This window comes from Burkholderia sp. AU33545 (assembly GCF_020419685.1).
GTDB classification, from domain to species: Bacteria; Pseudomonadota; Gammaproteobacteria; order Burkholderiales; family Burkholderiaceae; genus Burkholderia; species Burkholderia diffusa.
This window is the reverse complement of the sequence record NZ_JAIZRQ010000009.1, coordinates 240,763-260,504: the sequence shown is the minus strand read 5'-3', so window position 1 is coordinate 260,504 and position 19,742 is coordinate 240,763. Positions and strand designations below refer to the sequence as shown.

General features: G+C 68.8%; 14 protein-coding genes. 10 read left to right on the top strand and 4 right to left on the bottom strand.

Annotation, left to right across the window (positions count from 1 at the left end; genetic code table 11):
* Window positions 1-10: 10 nt before the first annotated feature.
* Entirely contained in the window at window positions 11-1,090 is a 1,080-nt protein-coding gene (locus LGM71_RS28360) for an MBL fold metallo-hydrolase (RefSeq protein WP_059600012.1), read from the bottom strand.
* Window positions 1,091-1,416: 326 nt separating this feature from the next.
* Here LGM71_RS28360 and aceK point away from each other — a divergent pair, with 326 nt between their 5' ends.
* From aceK to bioB, 9 genes are all read left to right on the top strand, one after another.
* Complete coding sequence (aceK, locus tag LGM71_RS28355; protein WP_226117671.1) at window positions 1,417-3,255, top strand: bifunctional isocitrate dehydrogenase kinase/phosphatase; 1,839 nt, start codon at window positions 1,417-1,419, stop codon at window positions 3,253-3,255.
* A gap of 67 nt (window positions 3,256-3,322) precedes the next feature.
* The gene (can, locus tag LGM71_RS28350) at window positions 3,323-4,090 is read left to right on the top strand and encodes a carbonate dehydratase (RefSeq protein WP_124626421.1); all 768 of its coding nucleotides are present in this window, start codon (window positions 3,323-3,325) and stop codon (window positions 4,088-4,090) included.
* Between the two features lie 135 nt (window positions 4,091-4,225).
* On the top strand, window positions 4,226-4,903 hold the full coding sequence (locus LGM71_RS28345; protein ID WP_059600010.1) for an SDR family oxidoreductase: 678 nt from the start codon (window positions 4,226-4,228) through the stop codon (window positions 4,901-4,903).
* A gap of 39 nt (window positions 4,904-4,942) precedes the next feature.
* Window positions 4,943-5,380 (top strand): YchJ family protein, encoded by a 438-nt coding sequence (locus tag LGM71_RS28340; RefSeq protein ID WP_059691402.1) that lies wholly within the window; start codon window positions 4,943-4,945, stop codon window positions 5,378-5,380.
* Window positions 5,381-5,487: 107 nt separating this feature from the next.
* On the top strand, window positions 5,488-6,741 hold the full coding sequence (locus LGM71_RS28335; RefSeq protein ID WP_226117669.1) for a dienelactone hydrolase family protein: 1,254 nt from the start codon (window positions 5,488-5,490) through the stop codon (window positions 6,739-6,741).
* 538 nt (window positions 6,742-7,279) lie between these two features.
* Window positions 7,280-8,626: an adenosylmethionine--8-amino-7-oxononanoate transaminase gene (gene bioA / locus LGM71_RS28330; protein WP_124901984.1), complete on the top strand. Its 1,347-nt coding sequence runs from the start codon at window positions 7,280-7,282 to the stop codon at window positions 8,624-8,626.
* A gap of 23 nt (window positions 8,627-8,649) precedes the next feature.
* Window positions 8,650-9,882, top strand: coding sequence for an 8-amino-7-oxononanoate synthase (gene bioF, locus LGM71_RS28325; RefSeq protein ID WP_226117667.1), 1,233 nt, complete (start codon window positions 8,650-8,652; stop codon window positions 9,880-9,882).
* Window positions 9,879-10,598, top strand: coding sequence for a dethiobiotin synthase (gene bioD, locus LGM71_RS28320; RefSeq protein ID WP_059600005.1), 720 nt, complete (start codon window positions 9,879-9,881; stop codon window positions 10,596-10,598). Before bioF ends, bioD begins: the two co-directional genes overlap by 4 nt.
* 36 nt (window positions 10,599-10,634) lie before the next feature.
* The gene (bioB, locus tag LGM71_RS28315; protein ID WP_124901982.1) at window positions 10,635-11,654 is read left to right on the top strand and encodes a biotin synthase BioB; all 1,020 of its coding nucleotides are present in this window, start codon (window positions 10,635-10,637) and stop codon (window positions 11,652-11,654) included.
* Between the two features lie 96 nt (window positions 11,655-11,750).
* Here the strand turns inward: bioB and LGM71_RS28310 are convergent, their stop codons facing one another.
* Window positions 11,751-12,476, bottom strand: coding sequence for a copper homeostasis protein CutC (locus tag LGM71_RS28310; RefSeq protein ID WP_226117665.1), 726 nt, complete (start codon window positions 12,474-12,476; stop codon window positions 11,751-11,753).
* A 76-nt stretch (window positions 12,477-12,552) separates the two neighbouring features.
* Complete coding sequence (locus LGM71_RS28305) at window positions 12,553-13,839, bottom strand: EAL domain-containing protein (protein WP_059600002.1); 1,287 nt, start codon at window positions 13,837-13,839, stop codon at window positions 12,553-12,555.
* A gap of 291 nt (window positions 13,840-14,130) precedes the next feature.
* Between LGM71_RS28305 and LGM71_RS28300 the strand changes: the two genes are divergently transcribed.
* Entirely contained in the window at window positions 14,131-15,798 is a 1,668-nt protein-coding gene (locus LGM71_RS28300; protein ID WP_124626435.1) for a Na+/H+ antiporter, read from the top strand.
* 85 nt (window positions 15,799-15,883) lie between these two features.
* On the opposite strand, the gene LGM71_RS28295 is transcribed toward LGM71_RS28300, so the two are convergent.
* Window positions 15,884-19,456, bottom strand: coding sequence for an indolepyruvate ferredoxin oxidoreductase family protein (locus tag LGM71_RS28295; RefSeq protein WP_226117663.1), 3,573 nt, complete (start codon window positions 19,454-19,456; stop codon window positions 15,884-15,886).
* Window positions 19,457-19,742: the final 286 nt, after the last annotated feature.

Genomic DNA, 19,742 nt, shown 5'->3' with positions numbered 1-19,742 from the left:
CGATGCGCGCTCAGCGCGCGGTACGGAAACGCAGCACGCCGTCGTCACCCTGCTCGCGCACGAGTTCGCCCGCGAGCCACAGCAGGTTCAGGTGGGCGAGCGCCTCGCCGAGCGCGAACGTCATCTGGTGGATGTCGAGCTCGCGGCGGCGGAACATGATCGGCACGATGTCGGCCGCGCTCGCCGGCTTCTCCGCGCACGCGACGCGCACTTCGTCGAGCCGCGCGTCGTGGTGCGCGCGCAGTTGCGCGATGCGCGTGCGCACGCCGCGGAACGGCTTGCCGTGCGACGGCAGCACGAGCGTGTCGGGCGCCATCGTCTCGTAGCGGCCGAGCGATTCCAGGTACAGCGCGAGCGGGTTCGCTTCCGGTTCGAGATCGAACACGGACACGTTGGTCGAGATGCGCGGCAGCACCATGTCGCCGGAAATCAGCACGCCGTCCGCTTCGCTGTGGAGCGCGCAATGTTCAGGCGAATGACCGTAGCCGGTGACGACCCGCCACGTGCGCGCGCCGATCTTCACCGCGTCGCCTTCGCGCAGGCGCCGGTAGCGCGGCGGCACGGCCGGCACGAGGTCCGAGTAGTAGCTGCGGCGGCTGCGCAGCTTCTCGAGCGCGACCGGGTCGGTCAGGCCGTGGCGCGCGAAATGATCGGCCGCGGCCGCGCCGCCGGCGTTCGAACCGTTGCCGGCCGCCATCAGGCAGCCGAACATGTATTCGCCGAGCGTCATCCACAGCCGCACGTTCCAGCGGCCCTTGTCGCCGCCTTCGCAGAGCCAGTTCGCGAGGCCGAAGTGATCGGGATGGCAATGCGTGACGAGCACGCGCAGCACCGGCAGCCCGTCGAGATGCGTGTCGAAAATCTGTTCCCAGTGCGTACGGATCGCGTCCGACGAGATCCCGCAGTCGACGATCGTCCAGCCGGCCTGTCCGTCGATCTCGTCGCGCAGCAGCCAGAGGTTGATGTGATCCAGCGAAAACGGCAGCGGCATGCGCAGCCAGCGCACGCCGGGCGCGACCTCGAACGTGTCGCCCGCGGCGGGCAGCGTGTCGGCGAAGGGATAGTCGAGTTGGTGTTCCAGTGCGTTCATCGGTGGGGCGTCTCGTCGTTATCAGGGCAGGCAAGTGCGAATGCGGGGCAGGCGCGCGCGGGCTGCAGGCCGCGCGGGGATCGCGTCGATTCTATCGCCGTCGCGCGAAACGCGCGCCCGCGCCGGCGCCGGACGGGCAAAAAAAGTTCGTGCCAGAATCAATTCCGTACCCGTATCTTTACGCGAAGATGCACCGAACGGCATGTAACGGCGCACAACCCGCGCTTTGACGGCGCTTGGGCGCCAGCCCCGAAAGTCATTGAAACGCCGACTTGGGCGCTAAAATGGCGAGTGCTTACAGCCCCTCTCGAACGAGCCTGCACGCGATGAATCACTTCCCCAAACTGCTGTCGTCGCAGATCGGTTTCGACGTCGCACAGACGATGCTCGAATACTTCGACCGCCACTACCGGATCTTCCGGGAAGCCGCCGTCGAGGCGAAGACGCTATACGAGCGCACCGACTGGCACGGCCTGCAGCGGCTGGCGCGCGAGCGGATCACGTCGTACGACGATCGCGTGCAGGAATGCGTCGAGGTGCTGGAGGACGAATACGACGCGGAGAACATCGACGACGAGGTGTGGCAGCAGATCAAGCTGCACTACATCGGCCTGCTCACGTCGCACCGCCAGCCCGAGTGCGCGGAGACGTTCTTCAATTCGGTGTGCTGCAAGATCCTGCACCGCTCGTATTTCAGCAACGATTTCATCTTCGTGCGGCCCGCGATCTCGACCGAATACCTCGAGAACGACGAGCCGGCCGCGAAGCCGACCTATCGCGCGTACTACCCGGGCACCGACGGGCTCGCGGCCACGCTCGAGCGTATCGTCACGAACTTCCAGCTCGAGCCGCCGTTCGAGGATCTCACGCGCGACATCGGCTGCGTGATGCAGTCGATCACCGACGAATTCGGCGAGTTCGACGCCGCGCCGAATTTCCAGATCCACGTGCTGTCGTCGCTCTTCTTCCGCAACAAGAGCGCGTACATCGTCGGCCGCATCATCAACGCCGATCGCGTGCTGCCGTTCGCGGTGCCGATCCGCCACGTGCGCCCGGGCCTGCTCGCGCTCGACACCGTGCTGCTGCGCCGCGAGCAGCTGCAGATCATCTTCAGCTTCTCGCATTCGTATTTCCTCGTCGACATGGGCGTGCCGTCCGCGTACGTGGACTTCCTCTGCACGATCATGCCGGGCAAGCCGAAGGCCGAGATCTACACGTCGGTCGGCTTGCAGAAGCAGGGCAAGAACCTGTTCTACCGCGACCTGCTGCACCATCTGTCGCATTCGAGCGACCGCTTCATCATCGCGCCCGGCATCAAGGGCCTCGTGATGCTCGTGTTCACGCTGCCGTCGTTCCCGTACGTATTCAAGATCATCAAGGATCACTTCCCGCCGCCGAAGGAAACGACGCGCGCGCAGATCATGGAGAAGTACCAGCTCGTGAAGCGCCACGACCGTCTCGGGCGGATGGCCGACACGCTCGAGTATTCGAGCGTCGCGCTGCCGCTGTCGCGGCTCGACCATGCGCTCGTGCGCGAGCTGGAGAAGGAGGTGCCGTCGCTGCTCGAATACGAGGACGACAATCTCGTGATCAAGCACCTGTACATCGAGCGCCGGATGACGCCGCTCAACCTGTACCTGCAGAACGGCACCGACGCGGACATCGAGCACGGCGTGAAGGAATACGGCAACGCGGTGAAAGAGCTGATGAAGGCCAACATCTTCCCGGGCGACATGCTGTACAAGAACTTCGGCGTCACGCGCCACGGCCGCGTCGTGTTCTACGACTACGACGAGATCGAGTACCTGACCGACTGCAACGTGCGGCGCGTGCCGCCGCCGCGCAACGAGGAAGACGAACTGTCCGGCGAGCCGTGGTATACCGTCGGCCCGCACGACATCTTTCCGGAAACCTACGGACCGTTCCTGCTCGGCGACCCGCGCGTGCGGACGGTCTTCATGAAGCATCACGCGGACTTTTTCGACCCTGCGCTGTGGCAGTCCAGCAAGGACAAGCTGCTGCAGGGCGAGTTGCCCGATTTTTTCCCGTACGACGCGTCGCTGCGCTTCAGCGTGCGCTACCCCGCGCGCTTCGACGCGACGCCGGGCGCCGATGACGCCGATGACGCCGGTGACGATGCAGGCGACGCGCAGCGCGCCGCCTGACACGCGACCGGATCCGATCGAATCGAACCCGTTATCGACCCGCTTTCCGCCAACGGAATCCACACCGATGAATACCCAAGACAATCCGCTTTCACATCTGTTCGACAACAACGACGCCTGGGTCAAGCGCCAGCTCGCCGAAGATCCCGACTTCTTCGCGCGTCTCGCCGATCAGCAGGCGCCGGAATATCTGTGGATCGGCTGCTCGGATTCGCGCGTGCCCGCGAACCAGATCATCGGCCTGCCGCCGGGCGAAGTGTTCGTGCATCGCAACATCGCGAACGTCGTCGTCCATAGCGACCTGAACTGCCTGTCGGTCATCCAGTTCGCGGTCGACATCCTGCGCGTGAAGCACATCATGGTCGTCGGCCACTACGGCTGCTCGGGCGTGAACGCGGCACTCCACAACCGCCGCGTCGGCCTCGCGGACAACTGGCTGCATCACGTGCAGGACGTGCGCGAGCGCCACGCGGCGCTGCTCGACGAATGGCCGGTCGGGGAGGCGCGCTATCGCCGCCTGATCGAGCTGAACTCGATCGAGCAGGTCGTCAACGTGTGCCGCACGACGATCGTCAACGACGCGTGGGCGCGCGGCCAGTCGCTCACCGTGCACGGGCTCGTGTATGGCGTGCACGACGGGCGGATGCGCAACCTCGGGATGTCCGTGTCGAACTTCGACGCGCTCGATGCGACCTACAAGCGCTGCGTCGCGGCGCTGACCGCGCGTGGCCAGCACGCGCCCGACAACGACATGGTCGCGGCGGATGCCGCGCGGCTCGACGACGTCGCGCAGGCGGTCGCCGACACGCTGAAGCCGTGCGGCGACGCGAAGTAACGTCCGCCGGCGCGGCGCGCACGCGCCGCGCGGCGCCAGGCCGAAGAAGCATCGCGCGCCCGGCCGTGACGGGCATCGCACTGATCTGACACCGACACTGCCGCGACGGCGGTGCACTGAGAAGGAGCGGCGAACATGAAAACCGTATTGATCGTCGGCGCATCGCGCGGCCTCGGACGCGAATTCGTCCGGCAATACCGGCGCGACGGCTGGAACGTGATTGCGACCGCGCGCGACGACGCGTCGCTCGCCGCGCTGCGCGAACTCGGCGCGCACGCGCACGCGCTCGACATCGCGCGGCCCGAACAGATCGCGGCGCTCGGCTGGAAGCTCGACGGCGAACGGCTCGACGCCGCGGTGCTCGTGTCGGGCGTGTACGGGCCGCGCACCGAAGGCGTCGAAACGATCGGCGCCGAGGATTTCGACGCGGTGATGCATACGAACGTGCGCGGGCCGATGCAGTTGCTGCCGATCCTGCTGCCGCTCGTCGAGGACGCGCGCGGCGTGCTCGCCGTCGTCTCGAGCCGGATGGGCAGCATCGCCGAGGCGACCGGCACGACCGGCTGGCTGTACCGCGCGAGCAAGGCCGCGCTGAACGACGTGCTGCGCATCGCGTCGCTGCAGACGCGCCACGCCGCATGCATTTCGCTCCATCCCGGCTGGGTGCGCACCGACATGGGCGGCGCGCAGGCCGCGATCGATCCGGAAACCAGCGTGACCGGCATGCGCCGCGTGATCGCGGAAGCCGGCGCGGACGTGTCGCGGTCCAACGGCCGTTTCTTCCAATACGACGGCGTCGAGCTCAGCTGGTGAGCCGACATCACAACCCGGCGTCGTTAATTCACGATTCGCATGATTTTGAACCGACCTGACGCGTGCCCGTGCGGCGGCGCGTCCCCCGCGCCTGCCGGCAAAGCCCCGGCACCGCGCTATGCGGCCTGCTGCGGCCGCTTCATCGACGGCGGCGAAGCCGCGCCGACCGCGCTCGAGTTGATGCGCTCGCGGTACAGCGCGTACGTGCTCGGCGCGACCGACTACCTGCGCGCGACCTGGGACGCGCGCACCTGCCCGGCCGATCTCGATGCGGACCCGGATGCGCCGGACGCGCCGCGCTGGCTCGGCCTCGCGATCAAGCGCCATGCGCCGCTCGACGAACGGCACGCGGAGGTTGAATTCGTGGCCCGCTACAAGGTCGGCGGGCGTGCTTACCGGCTCCACGAGACGAGCCGGTTCACCCGCGACGAGCACGGGTTCTGGCGCTATGTCGACGGTGAAGTAAGTGAACGCTGACAAATAGTTGCTGTGTCAGACGCCGGGTAATTCCCGCATTGCACAACCTGAATTTGTCGGGCTAGGATGGCCCTCAGATTGGTCATGTTGCATGGCAGGGCTTACGAATGGCGTTCAGCAAGGTATTGGTGGGATGGATGGCGGCCTGTGCGCTGTCGGCCGCTCAGGCCGGTGCGCTGCCGAACGTCGGCGCGGCCACGGCAAGCGGCTCGCTCGCCCACGCCGAGCGCTTCGATTACGGCGATTCGGGCCTCCCGCAAGTCACCGCGAACCTCAACGAACAAATCGTCAGCATTCCGGCCGATGCCTCGGGTTCCGTGATGCTCGAGGCCACGCTGTTCAAGCCGAACGGCCCCGGCCCCTTCCCGCTCGTCGTCTTCAACCACGGCAAGAACACCGGTGACCTTCATCAGCAGCCGCGCAGCCGGCCGCTCGCGTTCGCGCGCGAATTCGTGCGCCGCGGCTATGCGGTGATCGCGCCGAACCGCCAGGGCTTCGCCGGGTCGGGCGGCTCGTACCAGCAGGAAGGCTGCAACGTCGGCAAGAACGGGCTCACGCAAGCCGCCGACGTCGACGCGACGGTCCGCTACATGTCGCGTCAGTCGTACATCGATGCGTCGCGCATCGTCGTCGCGGGCACGTCGCACGGCGGCCTCGTGTCGGTCGCGTACGGCACCGAAGCGGCGCCCGGCGTGCGCGGCATCATCAACTTCTCCGGCGGGCTGCGCCAGGATCTTTGCGACGGCTGGCAGCGCAATCTCGTCGATGCGTTCGACCAGTACGGCGCGCATACGGCCGTACGTTCGCTGTGGCTGTACGGCGACAATGATTCGGTGTGGACCCCCGCGCTCGTCGCGCAGATGCACGACGCGTACGTGTCGCACGGCACGCAGGCGCAGTTCATCGATTTCGGCCGCTACAAGGACGACGCGCACCGCCTGATCGTCGATCGCGACGGCGTGCCCGTGTGGTGGCCGGCCGTCAATGCGTTCCTCGCGGAACTGAACCTGCCGACCTCGGTGCGCTACGCGGTCGCCAACCCGCACGAACCGAAGGCGACCGGCTATGCGTCGATCGATGCGATCGACGCGGTGCCGTTCCTCGACGAGGCCGGCCGCGAAGGCTATCGCCGCTTCCTGAACCAGCATCCGAGCCGTGCCTTCGCGGTGTCCGCCGAGGGCGCATGGTCGTGGGCCGAAGGCGGTGACGATCCGATGGCGCTCGCGCTCGACAACTGCTCGAAGCAGGGTGCGGGCGCATGCCGGCTGTATGCGGTCAACGACCGCGTCGTGTGGAACGCGAACGCGACGCAGACGGCCGACGACGGCAACGCCAACTCGCGCGCACTCGCTTCGCGCTGACGCGCGAGCCGCGGCGCTCCGGGGCGGGCGCGGCCTGCGTCTGCCCTTCTCCCTTCTCCGTTTCGTGAACGCTCGCGCGGCCCGTGGCGGCGTTCGCACGCCCGTTCACGCGGCCGCATGAGCCGCCGAAGAGCGCCCCGCCCGCCACGCCCTCCGAGGTCGTTTGCCGATCTTTCCTGAACCGCGGTCGCGCCCGAGTCCGCACGCCATTCGCCTGCGACCGCGCACATCGCATCGCGCTTCCGCCCCTTTTTATTCGCGCCCCGATTTTTCGCCCGTCGGCAACCGCCAGCGCCACGATTTTTTTCTGTCGGGGGGTGTCACTCGAACGTCGTCATCTGCGGTCATTTCTGGGCATCTGGCGCGTACCGTCCCGAGCACCCCGTATCTGCGCCGAACTCCCGTCCAGCAAGGCTTTGCGGTGTTTGTAACCGGTAGTGCAACGTGCGGCGGAACACGCTAATCTCACCGCGTTTTCCGTCTGTCGCCGCGCGGCATCCCGTTCGATGCCCGCCGCCGTTTTACCCCCGGAGTTGCCTTGAGTACGCCAGCCACCGACGACTGGGTCGCGCGCAGCCTGCGCGCGGTCTGGCATCCCTGCACCCAGATGAAGCACCACGAGCGCATGCCGCTCATTCCCGTCGCGCGCGGCGCGGGCCTGTGGCTGTACGACCGCGACGGGCGCCGCTACTTCGACGCGATCAGCTCGTGGTGGGTGAACCTGTTCGGCCATGCGAACCCGGACATCAACGCGGCGCTGAAGGACCAGCTCGACACGCTCGAGCACGCGATGCTCGCCGGCTGCACGCACGAGCCGGCGATCGAGCTCGCCGAGCGGCTGCACGCGCTTACCGCGCGCACGCTCGGCCATGCGTTCTTCGCGTCGGACGGCGCGTCGGCGGTCGAGATCGCGCTGAAGATGAGCTTCCATGCGTGGCGCAACCGCGGCCGCGCGGACAAGCGCGAATTCGTGTGCGTTGCAAACAGCTATCACGGCGAGACCATCGGCGCGCTCGGCGTGACCGACGTCGCGCTGTTCAAGGATGCGTACGACCCGCTGATCCGCCACGCGCACGTGGTTGCGTCGCCCGACGCTCGCGGCGCGCAGCCGGGCGAGACGGCCGCCGACGTCGCGGGCCGCGCGCTCGACGACGTGCGGCGCCTGTTCACCGAACGCGCCGACCGGATCGCCGCGTTGATCGTCGAGCCGCTCGTGCAATGCGCGGCCGGCATGGCGATGCACGATCCGTCGTACGTGCGCGGGCTGCGTGCGCTGTGCGACGAATTCGGCGTGCACCTGATCGCCGACGAGATCGCGGTCGGCTGCGGCCGCACCGGCACCTTCTTCGCATGCGAGCAGGCAGGCGTGTGGCCCGATTTCCTGTGCCTGTCGAAGGGCATCAGCGGCGGGTACCTGCCGCTGTCGCTCGTGCTGACGCGCGACGACGTGTTCGCGGCCTTCTACGACGACGACACGACGCGCGGCTTCCTGCATTCGCATTCGTACACCGGCAACCCGCTCGCGTGCCGCGCGGCGGTCGCGACGCTCGACCTGTTCGCGCGCGACGACGTGCTCGCGAGCAACGCGCGCAAGTCGGCCGCGATGCGCGCGGCGCTCGCGCCGCTCGACGCGCACCCGCAGGTGCGTCACCTGCGCGAGCGCGGCACGCTGTTCGCCTTCGACGTCGCGCTCGACGGCGACGCGGCACGCGGCTTCTCGCGGCGCTTCTTCGAACGCGCGCTGGAACGCGAGCTGCTGCTGCGCCCGATCGGCACGACCGTGTACCTGATGCCGCCGTACGTGATGAGCGACGACGACATCGCGTGGCTCGCGCAACGCACGCGCGACACGCTCGACGCGACGCTCGCGGAGGTGGCGCGATGAAGCAATCCTCACGGGAAACGACCATGCCCCTGCTCGACACGCTGCAGCGCAGCCTCGCCGAACTCGATGCGCAGGGCCTGCGACGCGTGCGCCGCACCGCCGACACCGCGTGCGACGCGCACATGCGCGTCGACGGCCGCGACATCGTCGGCTTCGCGAGCAACGATTACCTCGGCCTCGCCGCGCATCCCGCGCTCGTCGCCGCGTTCGCCGAAGGCGCGCAGCGCTACGGCTCCGGCAGCGGCGGCTCGCATCTGCTCGGCGGCCATTCGCGCGCGCACGCGACGCTCGAGGACGAACTCGCCGGCTTCGCGGGCGGCTTCTCCGATGCACCGCGCGCGCTGTACTTCAGCACCGGCTACATGGCGAACCTCGCCGCGATGACGGCGCTTGCGGGCAAGCACGCGACGATCTTCTCGGACGCGCTGAATCACGCGTCGCTGATCGACGGGATCCGGCTGTCGCGCGCGACCGTGCAGGTCTATCCGCATGCGGACATGGCCGCGCTCGCCGCGCTGCTCGATGCGTCGGAGGCCGAAACGAAACTGATCGTCAGCGACACCGTGTTCAGCATGGACGGCGACATCGCGCCGCTCGCCGAACTCGTCGCGCTGGCCGAACGCCACGGCGCGTGGCTCGTCGTCGACGACGCGCACGGCTTCGGCGTGCTCGGCCCGCAGGGCCGCGGCGCGCTCGCGGCCGCCGCGCTACGCTCGCCGAACCTTGTGTACGTCGGCACGCTGGGCAAGGCCGCCGGCGTCGCGGGTGCATTCGTCATCGCGCACGAGACCGTGATCGAATGGATGATCCAGCGCGCGCGCAGCTACATCTTCACGACGGCCGCGCCGCCGGCCGTCGCGCATGCCGTCTCGGCGAGCCTGAAGGTCATCGCCGGCGACGAAGGCGATGCGCGACGCGCGCACCTCGCAGCGCTGATCGAGCGCACGCGCGCGCTGCTGCGCATGACGCGGTGGCAGCCGGTCGACTCGCACACGGCCGTGCAGCCGCTCGTGATCGGCAGCAACGACGCGACGCTCGCGGCGATGCGCTCGCTCGACGCGCACGGCCTGTGGGTGCCCGCGATCCGGCCGCCGACGGTGCCCGCCGGCACGTCGCGGCTGCGCATCTCGCTGTCGGCCGCGCATTCGTTCGACGATCTCGCGCGGCTCGAAACCGCGCTGATCGAAGCCAGCGAAGGACCGGACCACCCCGACGCTCACGCGCGTTCGCTGCCCCCCGAGGAGGCTGCAGCATGACGGCCCCGCTTTCCCTCTTCGTCACCGGCACCGACACCGAGATCGGCAAGACCTTCGTGTCGGCCGCGATGCTGCACGGCTTCGCGCGGCACGGGCTGCGCGCGGCCGCGCTGAAGCCCGTCGCCGCCGGCGCGTACGAACGCGACGGCGTCTGGCGCAACGAGGACGCCGACCAGCTCGACGCGGCCGCGAACGTCGTGCTGCCGCCCGAGCTGCGCACGCCGTTCCTGCTGAAAGCGCCGGCCGCACCGCACATCGTCGCCGCGCAGGAAGGCGTGACGCTCGACATCGACACGATCGTCGCGAGCCACCGCGAAGCGCTGACGCGCGCGGACGTCGTCGTCGTCGAAGGCGTCGGCGGCTTCCGCGTGCCGCTGAACGACACGCAGGACACGGCCGATCTCGCGGTTGCGCTCGCCCTGCCCGTCGTGCTGGTCGTCGGCGTGCGGCTCGGCTGCATCAGCCACGCGCTGCTGACGGCCGACGCGATTCGCCAGCGCGGTCTCACGCTCGCCGGCTGGGTGGCGAACCACGTCGACCCGGCCATGTCGTATGCCGACGAGAACGTCGCGACGATCCGCGACTGGCTCGCGCGCGAGCATCGCGCGCCGCTCCTCGGCCGCATCGCGCACCTGCGCCCGGCCGCCCCCGAATCCGCGGCGGCGATGCTCGACATCGCCACGCTCATCGACACGCTGCGCCACGCGCGGCACTGATCTCCCGATCCCCGCATCCACGACAGGAAAACCACCATGACCCAAGCCCAGACCGCCGCCGTGCAACCCGACGCGATCCCCGTGGCCGCCCCGGCATCGCAGCGCTGGCGCGTCGCCGACGTCGTCGCGCTGTTCGAGCTGCCGTTCAACGACCTGATGTTCCGCGCGCAGCAGGTGCATCGCGAGCACTTCGACGCGAACGCGGTGCAACTGTCGACGCTGCTGTCGATCAAGACGGGCGGCTGCGAGGAGGATTGCGGCTATTGCTCGCAGTCGTCGCATCACGAAACGGGCCTGAAGGCCGAGAAGCTGATGGACGTCGACACGGTGCTCGACGCCGCGCGCGCGGCGAAGGCGAACGGCGCGAGCCGCTTCTGCATGGGCGCCGCATGGCGCAACCCCAAGGAGCGCCACATGCCGGCGCTGACCGAGATGGTGCGCGGCGTGAAGGAGCTGGGCCTCGAGACCTGCATGACGCTCGGCATGCTCGAGGACGAGCAGGCGCAGCAACTCGCCGACGCGGGCCTCGACTACTACAACCACAACCTCGACACGTCGCCGGAGTTCTACGGCCAGGTGATCTCGACGCGCACGTACCAGGACCGTCTCGACACGCTCGACCGCGTGCGCGATGCGGGCATCAACGTGTGCTGCGGCGGCATCATCGGGATGGGCGAATCGCGCCGCGAACGCGCGGGCCTGATTTCGCAGCTCGCGAACCTGAACCCGTATCCGGAGTCGGTGCCGATCAACAACCTCGTCGCGATCGAAGGCACGCCGCTCGAAGGCACCGCGCCGCTCGACCCGTTCGAATTCGTGCGCACGATCGCGGTTGCGCGCATCACGATGCCCAAGGCCGTGGTGCGCCTGTCGGCCGGCCGCGAACAGCTCGACGACGCGATGCAGGCGATGTGCTTCCTCGCGGGCGCGAACTCGATGTTCTACGGCGACCAGCTGCTGACCACGAGCAATCCGCAGACGCAGCGCGACCGCGCGCTGTTCGAGCGCCTCGGCATCCGCGCAAGCCAGGCCGACGCGCTGGCGGAGAACGCGTAAGCGACTGCGGCGCGTCTGGCTTGCAGACGAAAAAGCCGGGGCATGCCCCGGCTTTTTTTCACCCGATCGTCAGCGCGCGGCTTTCAGCACCGCCCGTCACACATGCGCCGCCGCGCCGTCGAGCGCCGCGCGCACGCGCTCGACGCGCTGTTCGTCGACGGGCGCCAGCACCTCGCCGCGCGGCCGCACGCCCGAGCCGAAATGCACCGCGCGCACGCCGGTGGCGCGGATGAAATCACCCACGGCGTCGATCGTGAGCCCCGAGCCGGCCAGCACCGTGCAGGTCGAACCCGCCGCCTGCCGCACCAGCCGCGTGATCGTCGCGACCGCATCCAGCACCGACGGATGGCCGCCCGAGGTCAGCACCGACGTGACGGCCGGCACGCGCAGCAGCGCGTCGAACGCGGCATTGAGGTCGCGCGACACGTCGAATGCACGATGAAACGTCAGGTCGCGTCCGTCCACGGCTGCCGCGACGCGCGCGAGCGCATCGAGATCGACGTCGCCGCGCGCATCGAGCGCGCCGAACACGACGCCGTTCGCACCGGCCGCGACAGCCGCGCGCACATCGCGTTCGATCACGCGCAGGTCGTCGGTGTCGTAGACGAACGATCGGCTGTGCGGCCGCACGATCACGTTCACCGGAATCGCCACGGCGGCCACGACGGCCTCGATCAGGCCGATGCTCGGCGTCAGCCCGCCTTCGCTGATGGCGGTCACGAGTTCGAGGCGGTCGGCGCCCGCGCGGGCGGCGGCCTTCGCGTCGCCGACGGTGGTGGCGATCACTTCGAGGAGGACGGAGGAAGCGGCGGTTCGGCTCATCGGCGGCTCGCGAATCGTCAGGACAATTCGCGCATCCTAGCCGAGCGGCGTGAACCGCGCCAGCACGACGCCGTGGCTATGCGCCGTCCGCTTCCTCGTCGATCCAGTCGATATCGCCGCACAGCACGTGCTGCGCATCGCCGATGCGCACGGCCACCGACAGCGTCACGCATGGCTGCGCCTCGTTGATCGACAGGTACGGGCGCGTGACCTGCACGCGTCCGGGCTCGGCGATCGCCGTGCGGAAATACGGCCTGCGCAGCCAGTTCGCACCCTGCGCGTCGGACAGCGGCGAGAAACGCGCCTCGGCGAGCGCGCGGTCCGCGCGCAGCACGACGTTGCGGCCCGCCTGGCGGCCCCGCGCGTCGAGCAGGAAGCAGCGCGCGGCGGCGTCGAGGGCGAGGAAGTTCCAGCACACCTCGTCGAGCGGCTCGCCGGCCGCCACCCGCTCGGCCGCACGCTCGAACGCGCGCAGGTACGGCGCGAGCCGCTGCGTATCGCGCCGCTCGCGCGCTTCGGTTTGTTGCCGAAAGCGCTCGGTCAGCTCGCCGATGCAGCCGGTCGCCGTCGCGCTGTCGGGCAGCCCGGGCGCCGGGCGGCCGAAGTAATAGCCCTGCACGAAATCCGCCTCGCACGACAGCGCGATCTGCGCGTCGTGCTCGGTCTCGATCCCCTCGACGAGCACGAGCTTGCCGGCCTCGTGCAGCAGCGTGACGAGCCCGTGCAGGATCGCGGTGAGCCCCGTGCGGTGCGCCGCGTGCGACAGCATGATCCGGTCGAGTTTCACGATGTCGGGGTTCAACTGCCAGATCCGCTCGAGGTTCGAATGGCCGGCGCCGAAATCGTCGAGCGCGATCAGGAAGCCCTGCGCGCGGAATTCGCGCACGGCTTCGGCGAGCCGCTCGATGTCCTCCGCGCGCTGTTCGAGCACTTCGAGCACGACGCGGCGCGGCGGCATGCCGACCCGCTTCAGGTTCGCGAGCAGCGCGGCCGCCTGGAACGGGTCGGTGAGCACGCCGGGATGCACGTTGAGGAACAGCCATTCGCGCTCGGCACCGAGCAGCGCGAAGTTCTCGAGATGCAGCGCCTGCGCGAGCCGGTCGAGCTGCAGCAGTTCGCCCTGGCGCGCGGCCTCGCCGAACACGTCGAGCGGCGACACCGCCCGGTCGAGCGCGTCATGGGCGCGCAATAGCGCCTCGTAGCCCACCGCACGCTGGTGCGACAGGCTGAAGATCGGCTGGAACACGGTCGTGAGCGTCAGGTCGCGATGCTGCGTCGCGAGGCGTTCGAGGCCGGAGCTCATCTCCCGCTCGAAACGATACGGCGAAGCGGTGGCCGGACGCTCCTGTTGCACGATCGTCATGGCGCCCTCCTGGTGTTGCAGCCGAACGCGGCGAGTGCTTGAAACGGCGCGCGCAATGTCATGGTGGAATCCTCGATTGTCCGGCCGGTGCCGGACGGTACGCAAGCATCAAGCAAGCTCCGTGCAAGGCCTTGAACCACGCGCCACGCCTACGTGCGGCGCCGCCGCACCAGCGTGGCGCAGGCCGGATGCACCGTTTGCGTGCACCCGCACCGGCGCGCTCGAACGCACCCGTCATGCCGTCACGCTAAACTCCGTACGGTCGTTTCATTCTCCACACTTGCCGTATCGATGGAAATCGTCTTCACAGTCCTGATCCTGCTGCTGACCGTCGCGCTGTCCGGCGCGGTCACGCGCATCCTGCCGCTGCAATTGCCGCTGCCGCTGATGCAGATCGCGTTCGGCGCGATGCTCGCGTGGCCAAAGCTGAACCTGCACGTCACGTTCGATCCCGAAATCTTCATGCTGCTGTTCATTCCGCCGCTGCTGTTCGCGGACGGCTGGCGGATTCCGAAACGCGAGCTGTACCTGCAGCGCCGCGCGATCCTGATGCTCGCATTCGGGCTCGTGTTCATGACGGTACTCGCAGTCGGGTACTTCGCGCACTGGCTGATACCCGAGTTGCCGCTGCCGATCGCGTTCGCGCTCGCGGCCGTGCTGTCGCCCACCGACGCGGTCGCGCTGTCAGGCATCGCCGGCAAGGGGCGGATTCCGCCGCAGCTGATGCACATCCTCGAAGGCGAGGCGCTGATGAACGACGCGTCGGGCCTGGTCGCGCTGAAGTTCGCGGTCGCGGCTGCGCTCACCGGCGTGTTCTCGCTGCGCGATGCGTCGATCTCGTTCGTGATCGTCGCCGCCGGCGGGCTCGCGACGGGCGCGGTCGTGTCGTGGGTGTTCAGCGCGCTGTCGACGCGCTTCCTGAACGCCGAGCAGGAAGGCGACCCGGCCCCCGGCATCGTGATGACGCTGCTCGTGCCGTTCGCCGCCTATCTGTTCGCCGAGCACCTCGAGCTGTCGGGCGTGCTCGCGGCCGTGTCGGCCGGGATGATGATGAACTACACGAGCTTCTCCCGCAAAAGCACGGTCGCGTCGCGCGTGCGGGCCGAAAGCACGTGGGCGATGATCGAGTTCGTGTTCAACGGCATGGTGTTCATCATGCTCGGGCTGCAGCTGCCGCACATCATCGGCCGCGCGCTCGTCGACGCGCATCACACGAGCGACGCGCTCGTCGGCCGGATGATCTTCAACGTATGCGCGATGATGCTCGCGCTGTACGCGATCCGCTTCCTGTGGGTCTGGCTGCTGCGCTGGATCGCGAGCCGCCGCGCCGCGCGCCACGGCCTCGCGGGCACGATGGCCGGCGTGCGCACGATCGCGGTGATGACGGTCGGCGGCGTGCGCGGCGCGGTCACGCTCGCGGGCGTGCTGTCGATCCCCGTCGCGCTCGCCGACGGCGCGCCGCTGCCCGGGCGCGACACCGCGATCTTCGTCGCGTCGGCGGTGATCCTCGGTTCGCTGGTCGTGGCGGTGATCGGCCTGCCGTTGCTGCTGCGCGGCGTGCGCTCGACGCGCAACCCGCTCGCCGACGAGGAGCGCACCGCGCGCGCGGCCGCCGCGCAGGCCGCGATTCGCGCGATCGACTCGTCGCACGACGCGATCTCGGCCGATCTCGACGAATCGGGCGCCGCGCGCTGCGCGGACATCTCCGCGCGCGTGATGGACCAGTATCGCCGCCGCCTCGCCGCGCTCGCCGAGGATGGCCCGACGCCGCGCGCGGAAGCCAAGCAGACCGAAACGATGGAACTGCAGATGCGGATCGCGGCGGTGCGCGCGGAACGTTCGGTGTTGTACCGGCTGCGCAGCGAAAGCAAGATTTCCGACGAGACGCTGACGAAGCTCATCCGCGAGATCGATCTGTCGGAAACGGCGCTGTCGACGCGCAAGAAAGGCATTCTCTGACGGGCTGGTCGATGCTCGTAAGCAATCGCCCATAAAAAACGGCGACGCCGAAGCGTCGCCGTTTTCCCATCCGCCCGTGCTCGCGTTACTTCGCGACGACGACCGGAATCCCCTTCAGCATCCCCGCGCCCTTCATCTCGTCGAGCGCGTGCTGCACGGCCGCGCTCGTCGCCGCGTCGATGCCGAGCTGCAGCGCGAGCTCGCGCTCCGCGCGCTTCACGCCGGCCAGGTTGCGCACCTTCACGTGACCGAAGCCGCGCACGCGGGCGTGCAGGTCGGCCAGTTGCGCGACCTGCGCCGCATTGCCGGTGGTCGTCGCAGCGAGCGCGCGCGTGAGCGTCGTCTCGTAGTCGTCCGCGAGCGCGCGCTCCATCCTGCGCTCGACCGTGCGGCCGAACGGATCGAGCCACGTGCCGCGCAGGCTGCGCACACGCGCCAGCATGCCGAACACCGGCCACATCCACTGGCCGAACACGCGCTTCTTCGGCACGCTGCCGTCACGCCCGGCCTTCGCGACCGTCGGCGGCGCCAGGTTGAACTTCACGCGATACGCCTGCCCCGGCACGCCTTCGAACTGCGCCTCGAGCGCCGTGCGGAACGCGTCGTCCGTGAAAAGCCGCGCAACCTCGTATTCGTCCTTCACCGCGAGCAGCCGGTAGAACGTCGTGGCGACCGCGCGTGTCAGCGCGTCGTCGCCCTTCGCGGCCGCCGCGTTCACGAGCGCACGGTACCGCTCGACGTAACGCGCGCCGCCATATGCCTCGAGACGCGCTTCGCGATCGGCGATCAGTTCGGCAAGCGTTTCCGGCGCGGCGTGCGCGGCCACCGCGTGACGCGCGTTCCACAACGCATCGAGGCCCGCCGCATCGCCGGCCGCCATTCGGCCGATCGCGAACGCGAGCTTGTTCATCGGCACCGCGACGTTGTTCAGCTCGATCGCGCGCATCATCGCGGCGAGCGACACCGGCACGAGGCCGAGCTGCCATGCGTAGCCGAGCATCAGGATGTTCGCGCCGATCGAATCGCCGAGGAATTTCGCGGCGAGCGCCTGAGCGTCGCAGCTCGACAGGTAGCCTTCACCGGCCGCATGGTGCATTTTTTCGAGCAGCGCATCCGCGTGCAGGTTCGCGTCGGGGTTCTGCACGAACGACGCGTTCGGAATCCGGTGCGTGTTGACGACGATCCGCGTGCGCTCATGGCGCACCGTCTGCAGCGCCTCGGCGCTCGCGCCGACGACCATGTCGCACGCGAGCAGCACGTCGGCCTGCTGCGTGTCGATGCGCACCTGGTTGAGCCACCGGTCGCTCGACGCGATCCGCACGAACGACAGCACCGAACCGCCCTTCTGCGCGAAGCCCATGAAGTCGAGCACCGACGCGCTCTTGCCTTCGAGGTGCGCGGCCATGCTGATCAGCGCGCCGACCGTCACGACGCCGGTGCCGCCCACGCCCGTGACGAGCATGTCGTACGGCGCCGCGTCGAGATGCGTCGCGGGCACCGGCAGCGCGTCGACGCGCACGGCGAGCGCCGCCTCGTCGAACGCCGCGCCCGCGGCCTTCTTCAACGCCGCGCCTTCGACCGTCACGAAGCTCGGGCAGAAACCGTTCACGCACGAGTAATCCTTGTTGCACGACGACTGATCGATGCGGCGCTTGCGGCCGAGCGGCGTCTCGAGCGGCTCGACCGACAGGCAGTTCGACTGCACGCCGCAGTCGCCGCAGCCTTCGCATACTGCGTCGTTGATGAACAGGCGCTTGTCCGGGTCGGGGAACTCGCCCTTCTTGCGGCGGCGGCGCTTCTCGGCCGCGCAGGTCTGGTCGTAGATCAGCACGGTGACGCCCGGCGTCTCGCGCAGCTCGCGCTGCACCGCGTCGAGTTCGCTGCGGTGATGGAACGTCGTGCCCTTCGGGAACAGGCCATGATGGCCGTCGTATTTCTCCGGTTCGTCGGACACCACGACGAAGCGCGACACGCCTTCCGCCTCGACCTGCCGTGCGATCTGCGGCACCGAGATGCTGCCGTCGACCGGCTGGCCGCCCGTCATCGCGACCGCATCGTTGTAGAGGATCTTGTACGTGATGTTCGCTTTCGCGGCGACGGCCTGGCGAATCGCGAGGATGCCCGAGTGGAAGTAGGTGCCGTCGCCGAGGTTCTGGAACACGTGCTTCGTGTTGGTGAACATCGCGTGCGCGGCCCAGTCGACGCCCTCGCCGCCCATCTGGATCAGGCCCGTCGTGTCGCGCTCCATCCACGACGCCATGAAGTGGCAGCCGATGCCGGCCTGCGCGATCGATCCTTCGGGCACCTTCGTCGACGTGTTGTGCGGGCAGCCGGAGCAGAAGTACGGCGTGCGCTTCACCGCGTCCGCCTCGTTCGACAGGATCTGCGGCGCGACGAGATCGACGACGCGCTCGCGGCGATCGAGCGCCGGCTTGTGGCGCGCGAGCCAGGTGGCGAACACCGGCAGAATGCGCGACGGGCGCAGCTCGCCGAGCTCGGACAGCAGGCACGCGCCTTCGGCATCGTGCTTGCCGAGCACGCGCGGGCGCGCACCGTCCGCGCGGTTGTACAGGTAGTCCTTGATCTGCTGCTCGATCACCGGGCCCTTCTCTTCGATGACGAGCACTTCCGACAGGCCGTCGACGAAGGTTTCGATCCGCGTCATCTCGAGCGGATACGACAAGCCGACCTTGTAGATCCGCACGCCGGCCGCTTCCAGGTCGGCGACGGTGAGGTCGAGCCGGCGCAGCGCTTCCATCAGGTCGAGGTGCGCCTTGCCGCACGTGACGATGCCGACGTTCGCGTGCGCGCTCGGCGCGATCCACTTGTCGATGCTGTTGGTGCGCGCGAAATGGCGCGCCGCGTCGAGCTTCGCCGCGAGGCGCGCCTCGATCGTGAGGCTCGGCAGGTCGGGCCAGCGGTTGTGCAGACCGCCCGACGGCGGCGTAAAGCCCGCCGGCGCCGGCCATTGCGTCTGCAGCGCGTCGAGATCGACGGTCGAGCCCGACTCGACGGTCTCCGAGATCGCCTTGAAGCCGACCCACGCGCCCGAGAAGCGCGACAGCGCCCAGCCGTACAGCCCGAACTCGAGCATGTCCGCGATGTTCGACGGGTTCACGACCGGCATATGCCACGCGATCATCGCGAAGTCGCTCTGGTGCGGCATCGACGACGACACGCAGCCATGGTCATCGCCCGCCACCACCAGCACGCCGCCGTGGGGCGACGAGCCATATGCGTTGCCGTGCTTCAGCGCGTCGCCGGCGCGGTCGACGCCGGGGCCCTTGCCGTACCACATCGCATACACGCCATCGACGGTGCGCTCCGGGTCGGCCTCGACGCGCTGCGTGCCGAGCACCGCGGTGCCGCCGAGTTCCTCGTTGATCGCGGGCAGGAAGCGCACGCCGCTGCCGTCGAGCAGTTTCTTCGCCTTCCATAGCTGCTGGTCGACCATCCCGAGCGGCGAGCCGCGGTAGCCGCTGACGAAGCCGGCCGTGTTCAGGCCCTGCGCGGTATCGGACGCGCGCTGCATCAGCAGCAGGCGTACCAGCGCCTGCGTGCCGGTCAGGAAGATCCGGCCGCGCGTGGCGGTCAGGTTGTCGGTCAGGCGGTAGTCGGATAGCGCGGGCGTGCCGTCAACGGGCAGTCGGGCGGTCATGGGGGATGTCTCCTGATTGTGTGTTCTGGGCTGCGCATCGGGGGCGTCGGGCGACGCCGGCCGGGGCCAACTGGATGGCTCTATTTTTTCGCGGGAGGGCGAGAAAGTTTTTTCTCATCTTGCTCGAACGGCGCCGGAGCGAGAAAAACTGCGCAGTTTTTGGCCGGGAATTGAGAGAGTTTTCGCGCGGGGCGGCGGACGGCTTCTGCAGGCATCTCGGCGTGGGCGATGTGGTTGCCTCGAAAACGCGGGGATAGGCGGGAGGCCGTCCGCGGGCGCGGCGGTG